We start from the raw sequence: 19464 nt of genomic DNA on the forward strand, positions 1-19464 counted from the left end.
AAAAAAAGCCCCATCACTGGGGCTTTTACTTTTTCAGATCCTGAACGTCGTAGACATAAAGCCCCGACTCGCGAAGTTCATACTTCACATCATTTCCCAGAACATCAATGCCATACCGCTGTCCCCACGATGCCGAGTCGGTCACCGGGTTCTGACGTTTTTGGAACGCGGGACGAGGATCAAGCTCCATCACATCCACGATCAGGGCACGCAGGTTCTGCTTCCCTTGAGGATCACGTTTTAGAATTTCATTTTCAGCTTCATCCGAAAAAATAACCGGATAACGAGGAATAGGTGCAGACGCCCACCCTGCACTGGCCTGGGGAATTGAATCCGCATAAGCGATGTAGGGTTTGATATCCAGCACAGGAGTGCCGTCGACCAGATCCACACCACCGATGTGAATCTCAGGGCCACCTTCGGCATCAAAATCAATTTTTTCAACTAAGACTGCAGAAAGCCCGATGGGATTCGGGCGGTGCGGAGAACGCGAAGCCAGAACACCGACTTTGCGGTTGCCACCCAATCGTGGCGGACGAATGCCGGGTTTCCAGCCCTTGCCACCATGATCATGAAAGACAAAGACAATCCAGATATGAGTGAATTCTTCCAGCGAACGCAGAGCGGTTTTCAAATCCGGATCGGGGTTGATTTTAATCACCCCTTTGGCCTGCGCCGCAAGCCCGGGCTGGCGCGGAACTCCGAATCTGTCTTTGAACGGAGTTCTCACCACACCTATTGCCGAAAATTCAAAAACCTCTCCCAGCTGTTTCATTATCTTGGCAGATTGGTGACGCCGATTTTGATCGTCTGACCATCGATGTCTGACGTCTCGGTGTGCTTGCCGTTAGGCTCTGCCGTCAACGCCAGAATATTCAGATTCTTCGTCAGGGTTTCACCTGTGATCATGTCCTTGTGGGCATTCAATGCCTCCAACAAAGCACCGTCACAAGCAATTTCCAAAGTGATCTTGTCATCCATCTGGAAGTCCGCCGTTTTACGGGCCACCTGGATCTTACGCATGATCTCTCGAGCCAGACCTTCACGCTCCTGCTCTGGAGTCACCGTTGGATCCACCTCAATGGATACGATCTGATGCACGGACAAATTCGCGTTGTCACCTTTAGGTGCACGACGGATCTCCACATCAGACAGACTGATTTCCTCACCTTCGATGACCACAGTACCACCGCCTTCAAGCTTCAGGATGTTTTCCAGGGACAGGGACATGATACCTGCGCCCACAGCTTTCATCTTAGGCCCCAGACGTTTACCCAACACCGGGAAGTTCGCCTTGGCAGACACCTGAACGAATTGATCTTCATTCGGGTTATAGACAACTTTGCGGAAGTTCAGTTCGTCCACGAAGAACGGTTCGAACTTTTTCAAAGTTTCCAGAAGCTCTGCACTTCTGTGGATGATCTTGATTTCATTCAGCGGGATTTTTGCTTTCACGCCGATTTTTTCACGGTGATTGCGCCCCAGGGTCACCAATGTGTCCATGGCTTTTACGGCTTCTTCCAGCTCAGGACGAAGCATGGAAAGATCTGCCGTCGGGAAGGATTCCAAATGAACAGAGTCTTTCTTGTCTTTCAGAACCTGCGCCAGATTCTTGTAAGTCACCTCTGACATGAACGGAGCAAACGGAGCCATCAGACGTGACAAGGTCACCAGAACCTCGTGTAAAGTCTCGTAAGCATAGCGTTTGGTTTCCGGCATGCCGTCTTGCCAGAACAAGCTGCGGTTGAAGCGGATGTAGGTGTTCGTCAGGTCTTCAATGAACTGAAGCAAGTGAGGCACAACGTTGTACAGACGATAGGCGTCCATTTCTTTGTGCGTGTTTGCAATCAGACCGTTCAGACGGGACAAAACCCACTGGTCCAGAATGTTCGGTGACTTCTTCGCATCGCCTTTTGGAACAAAGCCATCGATATTGGCATAGTTCGCAAAGAAGGAATAAGAATTCCACCATCTTAACAAAATCTTACGAACGATATCGTAAACGCCTTTTTCAGAGAACTTCAACTCCTGAGCTTTCACCACCGGAGAATCAATCAAGTACAAACGCAAAGCATCCGCACCGTGCTGATTCAGAACTTCCATTGGATCCGGATAGTTTTTCAACGACTTGGACATCTTGCGACCGTCTTCAGCCAGAACCAAACCGTTCACCACCACGTTTTTGAATGGAGCCTGATTGAACAACGCCGTTCCGATGATGGAAAGCGTGTAGAACCAACCGCGCGTCTGATCCAGACCTTCTGCGATGAAATCTGCCGGGAAGGCTTTTTTGAAATCTTCCACAGACGTTTCAGGATAACCCCATTGTGCATAAGGCATGGAGCCGGATTCAAACCAGCAATCCAATACGCCGTCCACACGCTTCAACGGCGATTTGCCAGTTGGTGATGGGATGGTGATTTTATCCACAAATTCAATGTGCAAATCGTCGACCTTCTGCCCGGAGAGTTTTTCAAGCTCCGCGCGGGAACCAACACAAATCACTTCGCCTTCGGCATTTCGCCAGATTGGCAGTGGTGTCCCCCAGAAACGATTGCGTGAAATCGCCCAGTCACGAGCGCCTTCCAGCCAGTTTCCGAAGCGGCCATCACGCAGGTGATCCGGAACCCAGGAGGTTTGTTTGTTGTTTGCAATCAGCTCTTCTTTGATTTTTTCAACAGCCACAAACCAAGAAGACACCGCACGATAAATCAGCGGTGTGTCGGAACGATAACAGAACGGGTAACTATGCTGAATAGTGTCTTGCTTAAACAGGTTCCCGCGTTTTTTAAGATCCGCGATGATATCTTTATCAGCTTCTTTCACGCGTTTTCCTGCGTAATCAGGAACTTCCGCAGTAAACATACCATCGTCATCCACTGGATTGACCATCGGGATGCCGGCTTTCGCACAAGCATAGTAATCCTCTTCACCGAATGCAGGCGCCATGTGCACCACACCGGTACCACTTTCCGTGGTCACGTGATCCGAAGAGATAATACGGAAAGCACCCTTGTCAGCACGATCGCCGAAGTATGGGAAAAGAGGCTCGTAAGTCAGACCCACAAGCTCTGTGCCCTTCATCATCTGAAGAACTTCCACTTCCTCGTCCGCTTTCTTGAAGACGGAAGAAAGCAAAGCCTGCGCCATGATCAGCTTGCGGCCCGTGGCTTTTTCCTGAACCTTGACGTATTCGATATCATTTCCCACAGCCAACGCCAGGTTGGAAGGCAAGGTCCAAGGAGTCGTCGTCCATGCCATGATCGCTGTGTCCGGCTGATTCACCAGTTTGAACATCACGGTGATCGCAGGATCCTGAACCATTTTGTAGTTCTGATTGGCTTCAAAGTTTGAAAGCGAAGTAGAGATCCCTACAGAGTAAGGAACGACTTTGTAGCCTTCATAAATCAAACCTTTTTCAAACAACTGCTGGAACACCCACCACACGGACTGCATGAAAGACACGTCCATGGTGAAGTAAGGATTTTCCATATCCACCCAGCGCCCCACACGGCGAACCGTGGTTTTCCATTCAGTGGAATAACGTTTAACAATCGAACGACAAGCGTCGTTGTAATTGGCAACACCCATTTTGAAAACGTCTTTGCGGCTTTCAATTTTATGAGTCTTGTTGATTTCATACTCGACCGGAAGACCGTGACAGTCCCAACCGAAACGACGAGGCACTGTGTAGCCTTTCATCGTCCAGTAACGAGGAACAACATCTTTCAAAACACCCGCCAGCAAGTGACCATAGTGCGGAAGACCGGTTGCAAACGGAGGACCGTCATAGAAGCTGTAAGTTTTTTTGCCTTCAGGATTCAATGATTGAGCAAAAATTTTCTCCTGATCCCAGAAGTCCAAAATGGTCTCTTCTTGCTTGGCAAGATTCACATCTGGTTTTACGGCTGAATACGGTGTCGAACGAGTGTTTGCATTTGTCATAGGTCCTTAATAACTATCAGGTTTTCCCAGAACTTGCACGTCTAGAAGCCCGCTTTCCGGGACCAGATTGCTGTTTTGGCAATGCGTCAGAAAATGACACTTCCCGGAGCTTGTTTAGAGAGTGAACAGGGCCCTCTTCCCTGGGACTGCATTATTTGAATCTGGCCATGGAACGGATTCTGCTAGTTAAAGCCCGATGACCAAGCTGGTTTTTCTGACCCTTATTCTGATTTCCACGGCGGCTTTCGGTAAAGCCGAGCAGGCCACCTATGGCGACCTGCGCCCCCGCCTGCTTTTACAGGCCACTGCCGACCTGTCCGAGGTGGTCACTCAACCTGAACTGCTGCAGCCCCCGGAAAAAACCGTTGCGATGACCCTGACCGAATACGGCCAGTCGCCCATCCGCAAAGGCCGCCTGTATCGCGTCAGTTACGTTCACTCTTTTGATTCCTATGGCCTGAAAGACCACAAGAAAGTCGACACCGTTTACACACTGTCTTTGGTTGAACTGGGTAAAAACCTTCAGCCCACCGGGGTCACTTACTTTGTAGGAGCCAAGGCGGATCCTGAATCGGTGATAGGCAATTTCAATATGATCCCGGACCAGCTTTACAGAAGCCCCACCTTGCAAACCGGACGCGCGGCCGTGCGGGATCATGTGGTGAATTCTGCATCGGTGATTCTTAATGGCAAAACGATTGCGGCCTACAACAGGTTTGAGGTCGTCGCCATCAGCAAAGAATACATCCCCTTCACTCTGGCCTTCAAATACACGCTGAAACTGCGCGAAGTCAGAACCAAGCGTATCTACACGCTGGCGGCGCCAGAGCGCCAAAAGCTTCCACTGTGGGCGCACCTAGTGGCTCCGGGGAACGAGCGCGTGATCAAGTTCCCGGGTGGCGAGCTTCACTACTAGCGTGAAGCCTTCTGATTTTCTTTTGAAATTTTAAGGCAAATTCGTGGCACGAAGACCGTTCAGGGTGACTTCATCAAACACGTGAGTGGCGTCGTTGTAGTTCCACAGGTGACCGTTTTCCAGGTCGAAGTAAACCCCGAAAAGTTCCAGTCCGCGGTTTTTGATCGCATCCTGGATGAACGGGAACGAACGTAGATTCTGCAAAGAAGTCACGATGGATTCTTTTTCACAATCACGGCAGTGGGTATCCAGATCCCCATGTGGATCTTTCTCAAGAACCTTCAGCTTCGCCGTTTCCGCGATGGTCATCCACTGCGCCACAAAGCCGCCCTTAAGGACATTTTCAGGCTGGAACAGAGAGCGGATACCACCACATTGACGGTGCCCAAGAACCACAATGTTTTCGACTTTCAAATTGGCCACGGCAAATTCGATCGCGGCACTGACCCCGTGGAAACCCATATTGGATTCAAACGGAGGCACCAGGTTAGCAACGTTGCGAACCACAAACATTTCACCCGGCGAGGACGAGAACAAAATAGCCGGATCGACACGAGAGTCACTGCAGGCGATCATCAGCGTCTTGGGACTTTGACCGATGCTGGAAAGGTGTTCGTACAGGTGAGAATCCTGATTGTTAAAGAATCGCTGCTGAAAGCGATGAAAACCAACAACCATCTTCAGAATTTCTTTTTTAAGAGTGCGTTCCTGTAAAGCCATGGGATTTCTGTACCACCGGATTGGACAGGCGAAAAGAATTTTATACATTCTACATCAAAGAAAACCCGGCCCACCTAACCAGTTGCGTCGCATGCGTCCAAGTGCTCGAAATCACGTCGACTCCTGCTTATTTTTTAGGGTCCGTCGCACCGCCTGACAGAGCGACCGGATGGCATAAGCCTTAAAGTCATCAGCCGGATCACAGGCGTCTTCGAACACGACTTCGATGCTCTCCAGATAGTTGCAGATTTCCTTCATCGAAGGGTCCTCTTCCGCCCGGGACAACAAGGTGTCAGAAATAGACAATGCATGCCACCAGCGCTCCCAGTTTTCGACCTTGCTGGATTCTGTCGTTAGCACTTCTTCTTTTTTCATATTCATCTGATTCCCATAAAACAAAAGCAACCGCCCTGCTTCAAATTAAAGAAGCAGAACTCCATCCATAATTTTTTCCGATTTGAACAAGAAGCGGAAGAAAGGCGAGCCCAGCTCAAGCCTTTCTTCGCAAAACTACTCTGAGACAGAAAAACTAATTACAAACATTCGGTGAGCTTACCACAACGTGTGAAAGCTGTAAATCGCTGCTTCCAGAACTAGGGCCAGTCTCATTTACGGACTTTGTCTGCCTCCCAACAGCAGCCAAAGTCCCCTCAGAGGGTTTTTGTTGCATTTGTGCAGTTTAAGGCAGAATTCAATGCAAGCCCAACTTTCAAGCATAAAATGAACACAAACTATCTTTTGATTGGAGTCACCATGCTGAAGCATACGTTAGCACTATCGTGCCTGTTATTGTCTGTGTCGGCCGGATGGGCCAAAGACACAAGAACCAAAGCCACCATTCAACCCAATGGATTCCCTGTAGAAAAGTCAGTGCAATCTGTTTTGGATGATCAGGACTATCAGCGCGCCTTGATTGCCTATCGCTTTTGGTATCCCACAGTTTCACTGGAAGGAATTTTCCAAGGGGCCCGAGCTCTCGGAGCCAAAGACAACCAAAGCATGTTCATTGTGGCAGCCCAACCCCACCACGTAGGACTGACACTGAACTCAGACACTCCCTATGGTGGCGCCAATATGGATTTATCGGAAGGTCCGATCGTTGTGGATGTACCTGCCGGAAATTTTGTGGGCCTGGTGGATGATCACAATCAAAAATGGATTCTGGATTTCGGATTGCCGGGGCCTAACAAAGGAAAAGGCGGCAAGCACCTGATTCTTCCGCCGAACTACACGGGTAAAATACCCGATGGCTATCAGGTCGGACGATCCGCCACCAACAAAATTCTGGTGGCTATTCGTTCTTTGCCTATCGATGGAGACCTAAAAAAAGCCATGGCTGAAATGCAAAGGGTGAAAATCCATGCACTGAACAGTCCCGACAAGTCGGTGAAGATGTTTGATGTAACAGACCGTAAAATGGATATCTCATCGCTGTCATGGGAAGATAATATGAAATACTGGACAGCATTGCACAAGGTGATCAACGAAGAGCCTTTGAATCCAGAACAGATCGCAATGTATGGAATCCTGGAAAATCTGGGCATAGCCAAAGGCAAAGAATTCAAACCGAATGCCCGCATGAAAACAATTCTGGAAAGAGCCGCCAAGGACGGCCACGCCCAGATGATCGTCACCACGTTTGGCGATAAACGTCCTGAACGTATCACTTGGAAAGACCGCAAATGGGAATGGGCCAGTTATGTCTCTGACAACGGAGACTTCATGACCCAGTCAGGTATTGACATGATTGCCCGCGATAGATGGTTTGCTCAAGCCATCGTGGCTTCACCTGCCATGTTCAGTCGCAAGCCCGGCGCTGGATCCCTGTACTGGCTGGGTCTTCGCGACAGCAAAGGTCAGTATCTTGATGGTGGCAAGTCCTATCAGTTGAAAGTCCCATATCCTGTCCCTGGCAAACTTTTCTGGTCCGTCACAGCCTACGATGCGAAAACACGCAGCCAGGTGCAAGCACCTCAAAACCGGGCGGCCTTAAGATCTTTGTTCGAATTAAAAGACATCCCTCAAGATACCAAGGAAGTGACTTTGTACTTTGGCCCGACAGCCCCGGCTGGCAAAGAAAACTTCTGGATTCAAACAGTGCCCGGCCGCGGCTGGTTCACCTACTTCCGAATCTATGGCCCGACCGAACCCACCTTCGACGGTTCCTGGAGACCCGGCGATTTTGAACCCACAACCTTCCCAAAAAGCCCGGGCAAAATCGGGATGAATCAATAAAACCAAAAGGGCCCCTCTAACGGGGCCCTTGACCACGAAGCACCTCTACGAATTGGCCTTTAAGTAAAACTCATTCGGGCCGGGCTTATAGCCAAACTCAAACCAGACAAGACCGTGCTTCTGTTCCCACTCATCTATTGCTCCAAGATATTCTTTCGGCCACAGACCTTTTAAGATCGCCGTCTGTTTGTACTGCAGCCAACCGTTCACAGAGTGAGCTTTTGAATACACGGACCTGCAACTGGAACGCAGACGCTCACGAATCTCAGAATCCGTCACCTGCTCCAGAATCTCCAACTCAGGCGCCTGTTCATCATTCGCGATGGCTCTTTGAATCCTATTTGCTTCCAGAATTGAAACAGCAGCCGTTCTGGAAAGAATTTTCAACCAGTCTTCCCGGAAGATCAGCAACCCCTTGGTGTCTTTAAGTTCAGGCAGTGATTCAGGACAGTCCGCAATGGTTCGTCGCGGATACGCAAAAAACTCTTCGCGCATTCCTAGCGACATCAAACAGTCCTGCACCATGTAATCCATCGGACCCTTAAAGACATTCGCCTTAAAGAAGGTCTCTAGCTCATCATTTTTCCACCGCGATTTTTCTTTCCATTCCTGAGTGGAGTTTTGGTGGGCATGGAAATGGGGGCTCCAATCAAGCCAGAACAGACCTCGTGTGCCGTTTTTGGGTGCATGCAAAATCATCGGATCAAAGTCAGAAAAGGAATTGAACTCCACTTTTCCGATTTTTTGCTCCAGAGATTTGAAAATATCCAGAAGAGGACTGCGGAAGGCAATGACCTCAACACCGGTTTTCTGTGAAAGTTCATCACACATCCGACCGATTTCCTGGTGACGGGAGTACTCAACATCCAGCCAGATAAACTTGGAAGCACTGAACAGCTCCGGCAGCAAGCCGTAATCCATCGGATTGCGCTTGGAATACCCCTCACCAAACAAGACCAGACTGCCCGCAGAGTTCCCCCGCCCCGGCCCTAAAAGAATATTCTCTTTTTTCGCGTAGTCGATGATCTCGCGAATTCCGGCAACGACCTGTTTCTTTTCACTGGAATAAAGTGCGATTTCCTCCCGCACCTGCAAAAACGCACGCTCATCTATGATACCTTTGCGCTTAAGATTGTTTTCGCTGATTTCAATGATGTTTTCCATAACCTGACTCCTCTCGGTTTCAGACAATTCCTTGTCCTGTTTTAAAGAGGTCAAAATGGATTCCAGGTTTTTTATCTGCTGCTGCATCAGCGAAACGTTCTTGCGACTTTCACAAAGACGCGCCTCTAAAAGTTCCTGCAGGGATTGCCCGTTCGTTTCGCGCAACAACGCCTTGATTTGCTCCAGCGAGAAACCAAGTTGCTTGTAATGCACAATGCGCTCTGCCACCAAGACCTGCTCAGCGGTATAAACGCGGTAACGGCTTTCACTGCGGGTGTGAGGATTCAAAATCCCCCGCTCCTCGTAGATACGCAAGGCCTTGATCGAAAGCCCCGTACGTTCGCCAAATTCACCGATAGTAAGCCAGTTCTTCATCATGAACCTCTGATACTAAGGCTCAAGTCCGCCCCTGGGGCAGAGTAAAGTGGAAAAAAAGAGGCGAACCTTAATCCAGACGCGCCGCGCGCTTGATCGGAGGCAGATTTCACCTTCTAATCTTCACATGGAGTTTGAACCAAAGGTCTTTCGCACAGTTATATTTGTTCGTCACGGGCAGTACTCATCAAATCCTGAAGAGCTCACAGCCCTTGGCCGCAAACAGGCCAAACAGACAGCCAAGGCCCTGCGCGGGTTAAAACCCTCAAAACTTCATTGCAGCACAATGCCACGAGCTATCGAAACCGCCGCGATCATCGGTCAGGAGTTGGGTCTTAAAGCTCGCGCAAACGATGTTTTTCGCGAAGGACTGCTGCCCGGAACGGTCGCATTTAACAATTTCGTCACAACTGGCAAAACCCCAGCGCAAATAAAGGACCATTTTGCCAAAACCAAACTCGCTCGCAAGCAAGCGGACTCAGCCTTTAATGAATTGTTTAAAGCTCCGGTAAGAGGACAAAACGTTGAAGTCGTCGTGGCCCATGGAAACGTCATACGCTACTGGGTGTGCAAGGCCCTGGACATCTCCGAAGAAAAATGGCTCAAGATGGACGTAAGCCACACGTCGCTGACAACCATCCGGGTATCCAAAAACGGCAACATCATCCTGCTAGGCTTCTCAGATACGGGACACCTCCCGTTGAAACTACGCACCTATGTCTAACGTTTACATTAAACTCATCCCAGGATCTGAAGCGGCATCCATTGTTGACGCCTTCTACGCACAAGAAGGCAAAACTCATCGCGCGCGCGATACCGATTTGTTCTTCGCCGCCTTTATCGAAAACACCATCGTAGGCATCTGCCGCTTCTGCATCGAAGAAAACACCCCGCTATTAAGAAGCATGATCGTCCACGCCCCGCTGCGCTCGCAAAAAATCGGCGCCAAGATCCTGGAAAGATTTGCGCAGTACCTGGATGAAAACAATCACCACCCCACCTACTGCATCCCCTACGACCACCTGGAAAATTTCTATGGCATGATAGGCTTCAAAATAATCAAGGAAGAAGAAACCCCAGGCTTCTTACAAGACCGCATTCAAACCTACCGCAAAAACACCGACGACAAATTCATGTTCATGCGCAGAGATTAAAAAACCAGCGCAGCCCCACCATGCCCCAAAATGCAAGAAGCCCGCGAATTTCTTGGCAGGCTTCTTTTCTTGGTTAATTAGGGGCTTCGGCCTTCAATACTATGGTTGTGCTCTTTCGATTTTAACGCTAAATTTTTTATCCAAACTACGGATTCCGGTAACTGTTTTTACGGTCGTCTCGAAACCGTTCTTCATATTTCTCGGTTCATCATGGAAGATAATAAGAAATTGGCTATTCATCTTAGCCTGGCACACAATACCCAATTTGTTATCAATGCCTTGAGTCGGACAACTGAGCTCATAACAAAGTTTCGAATCGTCCGTCGCGTAACAGAGATTGCCTGAACTCAATTGGTAGAATGAATGTGTTTGTGTTCTGATAACTCCCGAACTGCCTTCAGCAAGTTTTTCTAACCCTTCAATGTGAAAGGCTTCGTACCCTTGGTTGTCAACGGTCTGGCGTTCTTCAGCAAAAACTGTTGCTGAAAAGAGGGATGAAAATAGACCTAGTAACGCAAATAATTTGATCATAAAAAATCCTATACATGCTTGATACCGCTCCAAATGTTGAGGGAGGATCCCTTTGAATACATTTGGCACAGCTATTATATGTGCCTCATGTTGCGATAATCATGCCACTGCGATGCTTCGGATATTTTGATTTAAGAACTTACACCCCAGGCGCACGGCGCTCATTTTGATTGGATGGGGTTGGATTAGAACGGAAAATCAACCACTTAAACAAGGGTGTATATTACTTTCTCCCTAGGTGACAATTAATGGAATGATATCGACTGGCAACACCCCAAATAACCCACCAACCCTTGCCCCACCCACGCAGTGAACGGCCCTCTGCGCGCAGCGCTCTTTGGGGCTCTTGCCCTCATTGGCAAGTTCCGCAGGCCTTTGCAGTAAAATAAAACACCCAAAGACGCCGACGAACCCAAAAGCGACCTAAACTAGTAAAATAAAGAAAAGAGCGAGGACTGTCCGAAGCCAAGGAGGGCAAGAGCCCCAAAGAGTGGTGCGCGGAGAGGGACTTGAACCCTCACGCTTGCGCATACGCCCCTCAAACGTACGTGTCTACCAATTCCACCATCCGCGCGCACCTATAAGAAATTCTGATAGAGGGAACAACTAATTAACCATTTTGACCCCTCAGAGTCAATAGGATGCCCATTGGGCCCCGGCCAGTAACTAGACCTTTTTTTGCCCACAAATTTAGCAAAAAAGATTAACCCCAACCCCACCCCTCCCTGTCATATCAATAAGAGCACGGACGCTCTTACAAACGGAAACAAGGGGACGCTAGGATGGCACCTCAGGAATCCGAGGCCAAGGAAGGCCGCAAAAAGTAAAGGAAGGAGAGTACATGACAGACTTACAAGATGTAGCGATGTTCTGCCTCTTCTACTCGGGAGTCGTGATGTACGCTCTCTGGATAACGGTGGCACGAAGCCCCGCCCGGGTTGAAGCAAGGAAAAGACGATACTGAAACTAAAAATTTATTTTGGGCGACTCAGTGAAGGTTTGGTGGTTCCCTTCACACGAGTCCGGGGGGCCGATGAGGCCCCCCATTTTATTTTCAGGCCTATTTAAGCGCACCAAGTCATATTATTCCTACATTTTCATCATTAAAATTTGCCCCGATGGTCATAACTCCCTAAGGTGATTTTATGACTAAGCCTCAACCCATTCCTTTTGGAAAATCGGACTTATTCTCGCTGGGTGTAGAAGTTGAGCTTCAAATCATTCACCCGCTAACCAGAAACCTTTACCCCATATCTCCGGATATCCTGGAAGAATGGTCCTTACAAAGCCCGCATCTGAAACCTGAAATTTTTCAGAGTATGCTGGAAATCGACACCCCGATCTGCAAAAACGTGCAGGAAGTGGAATATGAACTGCTGCTAACTGGCCGCGAGCTTTCGCGTATCTGTAAAAAGCACGGTGCAAGACTTGCGACCAACGGAACCCATCCGTTCGCTCAATGGCATCATCGTATATTTTATCCATCGGATCGCTATGAGTATCTGATTGAAAGAAACCAGCACATTGCCCGCCGTCTGATGATTTACGGCCTGCATGTGCATCTGGGAATGAAAGATGGTGATCACTGCATCGCCATGATGAATGAATTCCTATACTATCTGCCGCACGTGCTGGCGATGTCGGCAAGCTCCCCTTTTTGGACGGGCCACGACACAGGCCTGGCATCCTCGCGCATCACGGTGTTTGAAGCTCACCCGGCCGGAGGCACCCCGTGCCGTGTGGAAAACTGGGCGCAATTTGAAGACATCGTACAGAAATTAACCCGCAGCAAATCCATCGGAAGCTTCAAGGACATCTGGTGGGACATCCGTCCCAGCCCGAACTATGGCACACTGGAAATCCGCATCTGTGACGGTGTTCCGGGAATTCGCAAAACCACGCGCCTTGTGGCGTTCATTCACCTACTGGCCCGTCACCTGCAAAAACGTCTGGATCAGGGCATTCGCCGTCAGACGCCCGATGACTGGATGGTGCGCGAAAACAAATGGCGTGCGTCCCGCCATGGACTTGATTGCGACGTGCTGATTGATAATGATGGCATGACCAAGAATCTTCGCGCGGACATCAACGATCTGCTGTCCGCGATGAAAGAGGATGCCGCCGAGATGGGCTACACAGAATATCTAAAACAACTGGTGGAAGAGGATCTGACCCATCCTTCCTATGAAATCCAGCGCGCCCTGTTTGAGAAAACCGGATCACTTGAAGATGTCGTCGACTCACTTTGCGACGTCTTTGAAAAGGACCTCGACGTCGTCTGATGGCAGAGCCCTTGCTTTGTTAAGACGGCATGCAAGGGTTCTTTTCCAAAACCTTTATAAAGCTTCTAAAAGCGGTGTTTGTCACATTCGTGGTCAGCCTGTTGCCGTTCTTTGCCTCCGCAGAGAACTTCGACACCTGCATGGACCACGCCCTGACAAACTCGTTCCCGCGTATTGCTGTGGGGGAAAAGTCGCGTCTCTTTGTGAGATGCTCCTCTGAAAAGAGCCAGCCCGAGGCCGGTCAGCCGCGCCCACGCTATACCACCTCTGAAATCAAAGCCCTCAGTCAGGCTTTTGAAAACATCACTGATTGTCTGGAGATTGATCCACAGTGGCTGTTCCCGAAATTGATGATGGAAAGCGGTTTTCACGTGCAGATTCAGAATCCCAATGGGGACGCCGGCATCGGGCAACTGACCGGAAAAGCCATCGCGGATGTGGATCAGGTTCTGCCTGCCTACAAGGAGCAGATCTTTAAAAGCCGCAAAAAATCCTGCCAGTGGATCAAATCCCGCACCCAGTACCGGGGCGCCAGCTTCTGGCGTCCGTTGCTGAAAGAAAGCAAATGCTCTTTGATGTCAAAGAACTCGAACCCGGTGAAAAACCTGCTTTATGCCGGGATCTTTCACAAGCTGAATGAAAAATACGTCGACAACGAATTCGCCAAACGCAACATCCCGGCCCTGCTGCGCGAAGCGGGATATCCCCGTCAGGATTATATTCAGATCAAACGCATTCTGATCACCCTGGGATACAACACGGGCGGGGCTGTGGCCGTAAAAAATCTGCAGGACTATCTTTTCAGTCGCGTGGATTTCATTCGTCGCAAAAGCCAGGAATTCAACATTCAGTTGCTGGGAAGCCTGACCGAAGAAGACCGCGCCCAGGCGCTGTCCTATGTCCAGGCCAAAGACTTTGATTTCAAAAAGGGTCTGGCAGAATTCCACAAACACAAAAACAGTCTGAAACAACAATTGCGCGAACAAAACCGCCAATTGAACGAAACACAAATCGACGTGGCGGCTTCACGAGTGCTGAGAAACGTTTCGGCCTCGATGTACAGCTTCCCTGAATGGCTGCAAGTGTGGCAAAGCCATGGAGGCCCGGGCTATGTTTCAAGTCTTGCCCAGACAGCCGTGCATCTTGAAAAACGCTTCGGTCGCACCTGTTCAAATCCCGACAACTATCGTGTGATTGAATAACGAAATTGGTCGCTGTCTCAAACTGAAACGCCGCCACCTCCGCCGAAACCACCAGGATAAATCTCAGGACCGCAAAGCAGGCACCGCTTTTGAATGGAACTCTGGTATGGGTTACAGTATGTGGATTCTATTGTTGGTTCTAAGTTTTGCCAGATTTGCCTGGGCCACCGGGGATCTGGTTCGTCTGTATGAATGGAGTCCGGGAAACACCCTGGCGCCCATCATCCTTCCGGTGAAGTCGGGTGAAACACCACAACAAGCCGCCACCCGCTATATGCGCGAGCTGCAAAGACAACCCGAACTGATGGAACTTTTCGAAGGAAGAACTCCGGACCTGGCTTTGTCGGGTTTTAAACCATTAAATGAAAATTCCCGCGAATCGCGCGCTCTTTTGATTGCGAATCTTCCCAAAGATTACGGCATGAATTCCCAGCGCGTGATCAATTTTAAAAAAATCTTTGCGCAAAGCCGCCATAGCTCGTTCATTCTTCCCATGAACGCCAACCTGGGACTGAGCCTTGACGAAACCCGCGATCTGTTCAAACAAATCTCGGAAAAATTCCCATTCATGGTGGCCATGGGGGGTGATGACGTTGAGCCGACTCTTTATAAAAAACAAAACACTCACTCCCGCAACACCATCCCGACGCGCGATCAGTTCGAGATTCAACTGATCAAGTCTTATGTTGCACAGGAAAAAGGCTTCCTGCTGGGGGTCTGCCGGGGTTCTCAGATTTCGGCGGTGGCCTTGGGCTATCAGTTGATGCAGGATGTGCCTTTCCACGTGGGCGACAAAGTCAGCCACGGAAATGACTGGCATGAAATTCAGGTTCACAAAACCAAACACAACATTCTGGGTTCACTGGTGCCAAACGCGGATGGAAAACTATTGGTAAATTCATTACACCATCAGGCGGTGATCTATAAAGAAAATGGTCCATTACAACTGGCCGCGCAGGGACATGACGGAGTCACCGAAGCCACCGAGTTTAAAAACGGCCGGGGCCTGCTTTTGCAGTTCCACCCGGAACTCATGAACAATCAACTGGGATCCAAGATCCTTTGGCGTATTGTGCAGCAAAAGAACGTCGTGATGCCTTCCCGTTGCTCCAAGATCTTTGCTCTGTAACACAGCCAGACGGTCCACTAATCTATTGCCCTTTACAGACAGTGATCTAACATAAAGGGCATGCTGGAACGGATCTTTCTTCATCAAAAGCAGTACTCCTTAAAACTTCGCTCTGAAGGCCTTGAAGTCCGCATCGAGGCACTGAAGGCCCTGGAAAAAGCTATCGAGGCTCACACGCCGGACATCATCGAGGCCCTGAAGAAAGACTTCCAAAAACCCGAAGCGGAAACCCTGCTGTCGGAAATCTATCCGGTTTTAAAAGAAATCAAATTCATCCGCAAAAACCTTTCCCGCTGGAGCAAACCACAGAAAGTAAAAACACCCCTGACACTGTTTGGAAGCCGCAGCTATATACTGCCGGAAGCCCGAGGGGTGTGCCTGCTGATTGGACCCTGGAACTATCCTTTCCAACTGTGCCTGCTACCCTTGGTGTCAGCCATCGCCGCAGGCAACTGCGCAATTGTGAAACCCTCGGAACTGACCCGTCATACGAGTTATGTGATTAAAAAAATCCTGACCGAAACCCTGACGGAAGAACATGTCTTTGTTGCTGAGGGCGGAGTCGAAACCACCCAGGAATTACTGAAACTTCCCTTCGATCATATCTTCTTCACCGGCAGCACGCGGGTGGGAAAAATCGTGATGGAAGCCGCAGCCAAGCACCTTTCCAGTGTGACTCTGGAGTTGGGCGGAAAATCCCCGACCATTGTGGATGCCACAGCCGATCTTTCTGAGGCCGCACAAAAGATCGCCTGGGCCAAGTTTATCAATGCCGGACAAACTTGCGTGGCGCCGGATTATCTTTTCGTGCACGAAAGCATTCATCAGGCGTTTAAGAAACACCTGATCGCGGCCATCGAAAACTTCTATGGAAAATCCGCAGACCTTCGCCACACCTCACCGGATCTGGCGCGCATGGTGTCCATCAACCACACCCAACGCCTGAAAGACCTGGTGGATGATGCCGTCAGTAAGAATGCCAAGGTCTTCTTCGGCGGGGAAACATCTCCCGGCGAGCATTTCTGCTCCCCGACCCTTTTGGAAAACGTCGATGCCCATGCCCTGATCATGCAGGAAGAAATCTTTGGCCCGATCTTACCGGTGCTGACCTTCCACGAGATCTCTGAAGTGATTCATTTCATCAATGAACGCCAAAAGCCTTTGGCGCTTTATTGCTATACTCACAGTCAGATGAACATGGAAAGAATTCAGCAGGAAACAAGCTCAGGCGGCCTGGTCTTTAATGATTCCATAATTCACTTTGTGAACCCGCATCTGCCCTTTGGGGGCGTGAATCACAGTGGAATGGGCAGCTATCATGGCAAACATGGCTTCCGCGCCTTTTCCCATGAAAAGGCGGTCTTAAAACAGTCCTTCTTCGGGAAGCTTTTGCGAATCATGTATCCCCCTTATACGCCTTTTAAAATGAAGGCGCTAAAGAGTCTGATTCGCTTCCGCCTTTAAGTCAGTTGCAGGATCTTTTCGCGATCGCCCACAATCCACAACAAATCCCCGCGCTTCAGCGTTTCGCTGGAGTCCGGGTTTAAAATACGCCCGCCCTCACGCTCAATTCCCACCACTAGGCCGTGAGTAATTTCACGCAAGCCGCAGTCCCGAATGCTTTTATTCAAGAACGGCGAACCTTCCGTCAGCAGGTACTGCTCAAGGCTGTACTCTGCTTCAGGCTCGGTCAAGGCCACTTCCGGGACTTCGGATTGGATAAAGTCCTTAAACAGAATCAACTGTTCGTCCGTCCCGATGACAAACACATGATCGTGAGGCATCAGACATTCCACCCGCCCCGGAGCGGTAATACGACGACGACCGCGCTCGATCAGGGCAATTGTGACCCCGTACTTTTCCCGAATCGAAAGCTGATGCAACGGCACACCCACATAAGGAGCTTCCGGCGGAATCATAAATTCTGTGATGTGGGCATCCCACGGAGCCAGGGAACGGCTGTTCTTGCGGGCGTGCACCTTCTGAACATCGTCGTGCAAATTGGTCAGGAAACGTCTTTCAAACCAGCCGTATATGTCCTGCAGTTTCTGGGACAACACATAACCCACGACCACAACCATCCATAAAGTGATCGCCACCGCCCACATAACCGGCACAAACTGCCCCACCATCGCGCCCAGCAGTCCTACCGCCAGCATGATCCGGGAAACCAGGAAAACATAGTTATGACTGCCCTTCCCCTGTTCGACCAAAAGGGCTTCAAACTGCTTGGTGCGGCCGAAAGCCAGCGCCCACAAGAAAGGGGCACTCATCACCAGAGTGGCACTTAAAGTTAAAAACTTGGCGGGGCCCTCTTCCATCTGACGTTCCAAAAGGAAAGGCAGGAACACACGAGCCATGGTCAAAAACACCGCCACCACCACCACGGCATTCAAGAGAACCTTTAAGATATAGGCACGAACCTGTTCACGCCATTCGCGGTTCCCGGACATCGAAAATGAAATCACACTGTAACTGTCGATGGACTGGATAAACCGAGGTGGCAGGAACTTTTCAAGCCAAGCATAGGTCTTTTCCGCCGACCGTGCCATATACGGAGTCGTGAACGCCGTCAGCACTGACACAGCCACCGCAATCGGATAAATCTTTTCACTGATAACCTTAAGACTTAAACCCAAGGTTGCGATAATAAAGGAAAACTCCCCAATCTGCGCAAGACTCATTCCCGACTGCAAGGAAGACTTGAAGGTCTGTCCTGACAACACCGACCCTAAAGTGACACTTAAAGTTTTTCCCACAATGACCACCGCCGAAAGCAGCAGCACTTCTTTCCAGTAGATCGAAATAACATGGGGGTCGATCAGCATCCCGACCGAGATAAAGAACACGGCCGAAAACAGATTCTTGATCGGAGCAATCAAGTGGTGAATGCGCTCGCCTTCGATGGTTTCAGCCAAAATCGAGCCCGTGATGAACGCCCCCAAAGCGGAGGAAAACCCGACGTTGCTGGCAAAGACCACCATCATCAGGCAAAGTCCCACGGCCACCACCAAAACGGTTTCTTCGGACAACAGTCTTTGCGCCCGCTTTAAGAAGCTTGGCAAAAGGAAAATCCCCGCCACAAACCAGATCGACAGGAAGAAGGCCAGCTTCAGCACCGCCCCCAGCATCTCAGATCCGGAAAAGTCCCGGGTCAACGCCACCGTGGTCAATAAAACCATCAAAAGAACGGCCACAAGGTCCTCAATTACCAGAACCCCAAAGACCATCCCCACGAACTTCATGTTCTTCATTCCGAGCTCTTCCACCGTGCGGATGATGATGGATGTGGAAGAAATGGAAAGGATGCCACCCAGGAACAAACTGTCCATGGTGCTCCACCCCAGCAGACGACCCGTGGTGAAACCGAACAGGATCATCAATGAGACTTCAAACAATGCCGTAAAGCTGGCCGAGCCCCCGACACGCACTAGCTTTTTAAAGCTGAACTCCAACCCCAGGGCGAACAAAAGGAAGATAACCCCGATCTCGGCCCACAGGTTGATGCTAGCCACCCCGATCACTGTCGGGAAAATCGAAGTTTTCGGCCCCACCAGGAAACCTGCGACCAAATATCCAAGAACTATGGGCTGATTGAGTTTTTTAAATAGAAGTGTAACAAGCCCCGCAGTACCAAGAATCAGGGCCAGGTCGTGAATCATCGCCGGTAAATGCTGCATAGATAAATTATGCCCACACTTCAGCCGCAGGCACCAGCTACCTTTTCAAAAAAGTACCAGGTACCTTTTTCCGAAGCGCTGCGCAAAAAGAAAAACGGCCTTCCCGAAGGAAAGCCGTCTTTAAAAGATCT

At 49.8% G+C, this 19464-nt stretch carries 15 protein-coding genes and 1 tRNA gene; 8 read left to right on the forward strand and 8 right to left on the reverse strand.

All coding sequences use genetic code 11. The features are described from left to right. Nucleotides 1-25 precede the first annotated feature (25 nt). Both tsaA and ileS read right to left on the reverse strand, forming a co-directional pair. Nucleotides 26-775, reverse strand: coding sequence for a tRNA (N6-threonylcarbamoyladenosine(37)-N6)-methyltransferase TrmO (gene tsaA / locus ACZ520_RS10670; protein WP_464125399.1), 750 nt, complete (start codon nucleotides 773-775; stop codon nucleotides 26-28). Next, entirely contained in the window at nucleotides 775-3945 is a 3171-nt protein-coding gene (gene ileS / locus ACZ520_RS10675; protein WP_088565032.1) for an isoleucine--tRNA ligase, read from the reverse strand. Before ileS ends, tsaA begins: the two co-directional genes overlap by 1 nt. A gap of 196 nt (nucleotides 3946-4141) precedes the next feature. On the opposite strand from ileS, the gene ACZ520_RS10680 reads away from it, so the two are divergent. Next, complete coding sequence (locus tag ACZ520_RS10680) at nucleotides 4142-4861, forward strand: hypothetical protein (RefSeq protein ID WP_088565031.1); 720 nt, start codon at nucleotides 4142-4144, stop codon at nucleotides 4859-4861. A 30-nt stretch (nucleotides 4862-4891) separates the two neighbouring features. Here the strand turns inward: ACZ520_RS10680 and ACZ520_RS10685 are convergent, their stop codons facing one another. Together ACZ520_RS10685 and ACZ520_RS10690 are read right to left on the reverse strand one after the other, a co-directional pair. Beyond that, nucleotides 4892-5581, reverse strand: a complete 690-nt coding sequence (locus tag ACZ520_RS10685; protein WP_232469272.1) for a carbonic anhydrase — start codon at nucleotides 5579-5581, stop codon at nucleotides 4892-4894. A 111-nt stretch (nucleotides 5582-5692) separates the two neighbouring features. Continuing rightward, nucleotides 5693-5962 (reverse strand): hypothetical protein, encoded by a 270-nt coding sequence (locus ACZ520_RS10690; protein ID WP_157865691.1) that lies wholly within the window; start codon nucleotides 5960-5962, stop codon nucleotides 5693-5695. Nucleotides 5963-6301: 339 nt separating this feature from the next. On the opposite strand from ACZ520_RS10690, the gene ACZ520_RS10695 reads away from it, so the two are divergent. Continuing rightward, nucleotides 6302-7816: a DUF1254 domain-containing protein gene (locus ACZ520_RS10695; protein WP_464125402.1), complete on the forward strand. Its 1515-nt coding sequence runs from the start codon at nucleotides 6302-6304 to the stop codon at nucleotides 7814-7816. Nucleotides 7817-7861: 45 nt separating this feature from the next. On the opposite strand, the gene ACZ520_RS10700 is transcribed toward ACZ520_RS10695, so the two are convergent. Continuing rightward, nucleotides 7862-9358, reverse strand: coding sequence for a MerR family transcriptional regulator (locus ACZ520_RS10700; RefSeq protein WP_464125404.1), 1497 nt, complete (start codon nucleotides 9356-9358; stop codon nucleotides 7862-7864). 124 nt (nucleotides 9359-9482) lie between these two features. On the opposite strand from ACZ520_RS10700, the gene ACZ520_RS10705 reads away from it, so the two are divergent. Then, the gene (locus ACZ520_RS10705) at nucleotides 9483-10079 is read left to right on the forward strand and encodes a histidine phosphatase family protein (protein ID WP_464125406.1); all 597 of its coding nucleotides are present in this window, start codon (nucleotides 9483-9485) and stop codon (nucleotides 10077-10079) included. Continuing rightward, on the forward strand, nucleotides 10072-10509 hold the full coding sequence (locus ACZ520_RS10710; RefSeq protein ID WP_464125408.1) for a GNAT family N-acetyltransferase: 438 nt from the start codon (nucleotides 10072-10074) through the stop codon (nucleotides 10507-10509). Before ACZ520_RS10705 ends, ACZ520_RS10710 begins: the two co-directional genes overlap by 8 nt. A gap of 99 nt (nucleotides 10510-10608) precedes the next feature. Here ACZ520_RS10710 and ACZ520_RS10715 read toward each other — a convergent pair whose 3' ends face one another. Both ACZ520_RS10715 and ACZ520_RS10720 read right to left on the reverse strand, forming a co-directional pair. Next, nucleotides 10609-11040: a hypothetical protein gene (locus tag ACZ520_RS10715; protein WP_464125410.1), complete on the reverse strand. Its 432-nt coding sequence runs from the start codon at nucleotides 11038-11040 to the stop codon at nucleotides 10609-10611. Between the two features lie 491 nt (nucleotides 11041-11531). Continuing rightward, a tRNA-Leu gene (locus tag ACZ520_RS10720) sits at nucleotides 11532-11614 on the reverse strand. Nucleotides 11615-12185: 571 nt separating this feature from the next. Between ACZ520_RS10720 and ACZ520_RS10725 the strand changes: the two genes are divergently transcribed. From ACZ520_RS10725 to ACZ520_RS10740, 4 genes are all read left to right on the forward strand, one after another. Continuing rightward, the gene (locus ACZ520_RS10725; protein ID WP_464125412.1) at nucleotides 12186-13322 is read left to right on the forward strand and encodes a carboxylate-amine ligase; all 1137 of its coding nucleotides are present in this window, start codon (nucleotides 12186-12188) and stop codon (nucleotides 13320-13322) included. A gap of 29 nt (nucleotides 13323-13351) precedes the next feature. Then, complete coding sequence (locus ACZ520_RS10730) at nucleotides 13352-14524, forward strand: hypothetical protein (protein ID WP_464125414.1); 1173 nt, start codon at nucleotides 13352-13354, stop codon at nucleotides 14522-14524. Nucleotides 14525-14642: 118 nt separating this feature from the next. Next, nucleotides 14643-15653, forward strand: coding sequence for a gamma-glutamyl-gamma-aminobutyrate hydrolase family protein (locus ACZ520_RS10735; RefSeq protein WP_464125416.1), 1011 nt, complete (start codon nucleotides 14643-14645; stop codon nucleotides 15651-15653). Between the two features lie 60 nt (nucleotides 15654-15713). After that, entirely contained in the window at nucleotides 15714-17117 is a 1404-nt protein-coding gene (locus ACZ520_RS10740; RefSeq protein WP_464125418.1) for an aldehyde dehydrogenase family protein, read from the forward strand. Here the strand turns inward: ACZ520_RS10740 and ACZ520_RS10745 are convergent. Further along, on the reverse strand, nucleotides 17114-19333 hold the full coding sequence (locus ACZ520_RS10745) for a monovalent cation:proton antiporter family protein (protein ID WP_464125420.1): 2220 nt from the start codon (nucleotides 19331-19333) through the stop codon (nucleotides 17114-17116). The genes ACZ520_RS10740 and ACZ520_RS10745 overlap by 4 nt on opposite strands. Between the last annotated feature and the right edge of the window lie 131 nt (nucleotides 19334-19464).

The organism is Bdellovibrio sp. BIS2 (assembly GCF_055398295.1).

Coding starts and splice junctions, on each gene's coding strand:
- ACZ520_RS10740 (WP_464125418.1), top strand. CDS start 15,714: ATGCTGGAACGGATCTTTCTTCATCAAAAGCAGTACTCCTTAAAACTT.
- tsaA (WP_464125399.1), bottom strand. CDS start 775: ATGAAACAGCTGGGAGAGGTTTTTGAATTTTCGGCAATAGGTGTGGTG.
- ACZ520_RS10735 (WP_464125416.1), top strand. CDS start 14,643: ATGTGGATTCTATTGTTGGTTCTAAGTTTTGCCAGATTTGCCTGGGCC.
- ACZ520_RS10715 (WP_464125410.1), bottom strand. CDS start 11,040: ATGATCAAATTATTTGCGTTACTAGGTCTATTTTCATCCCTCTTTTCA.
- ACZ520_RS10690 (WP_157865691.1), bottom strand. CDS start 5,962: ATGAATATGAAAAAAGAAGAAGTGCTAACGACAGAATCCAGCAAGGTC.
- ACZ520_RS10680 (WP_088565031.1), top strand. CDS start 4,142: ATGACCAAGCTGGTTTTTCTGACCCTTATTCTGATTTCCACGGCGGCT.
- ACZ520_RS10700 (WP_464125404.1), bottom strand. CDS start 9,358: ATGATGAAGAACTGGCTTACTATCGGTGAATTTGGCGAACGTACGGGG.
- ileS (WP_088565032.1), bottom strand. CDS start 3,945: ATGACAAATGCAAACACTCGTTCGACACCGTATTCAGCCGTAAAACCA.
- ACZ520_RS10685 (WP_232469272.1), bottom strand. CDS start 5,581: ATGGCTTTACAGGAACGCACTCTTAAAAAAGAAATTCTGAAGATGGTT.
- ACZ520_RS10730 (WP_464125414.1), top strand. CDS start 13,352: ATGCAAGGGTTCTTTTCCAAAACCTTTATAAAGCTTCTAAAAGCGGTG.
- ACZ520_RS10745 (WP_464125420.1), bottom strand. CDS start 19,333: ATGCAGCATTTACCGGCGATGATTCACGACCTGGCCCTGATTCTTGGT.
- ACZ520_RS10695 (WP_464125402.1), top strand. CDS start 6,302: ATGAACACAAACTATCTTTTGATTGGAGTCACCATGCTGAAGCATACG.
- ACZ520_RS10705 (WP_464125406.1), top strand. CDS start 9,483: ATGGAGTTTGAACCAAAGGTCTTTCGCACAGTTATATTTGTTCGTCAC.
- ACZ520_RS10725 (WP_464125412.1), top strand. CDS start 12,186: ATGACTAAGCCTCAACCCATTCCTTTTGGAAAATCGGACTTATTCTCG.
- ACZ520_RS10710 (WP_464125408.1), top strand. CDS start 10,072: ATGTCTAACGTTTACATTAAACTCATCCCAGGATCTGAAGCGGCATCC.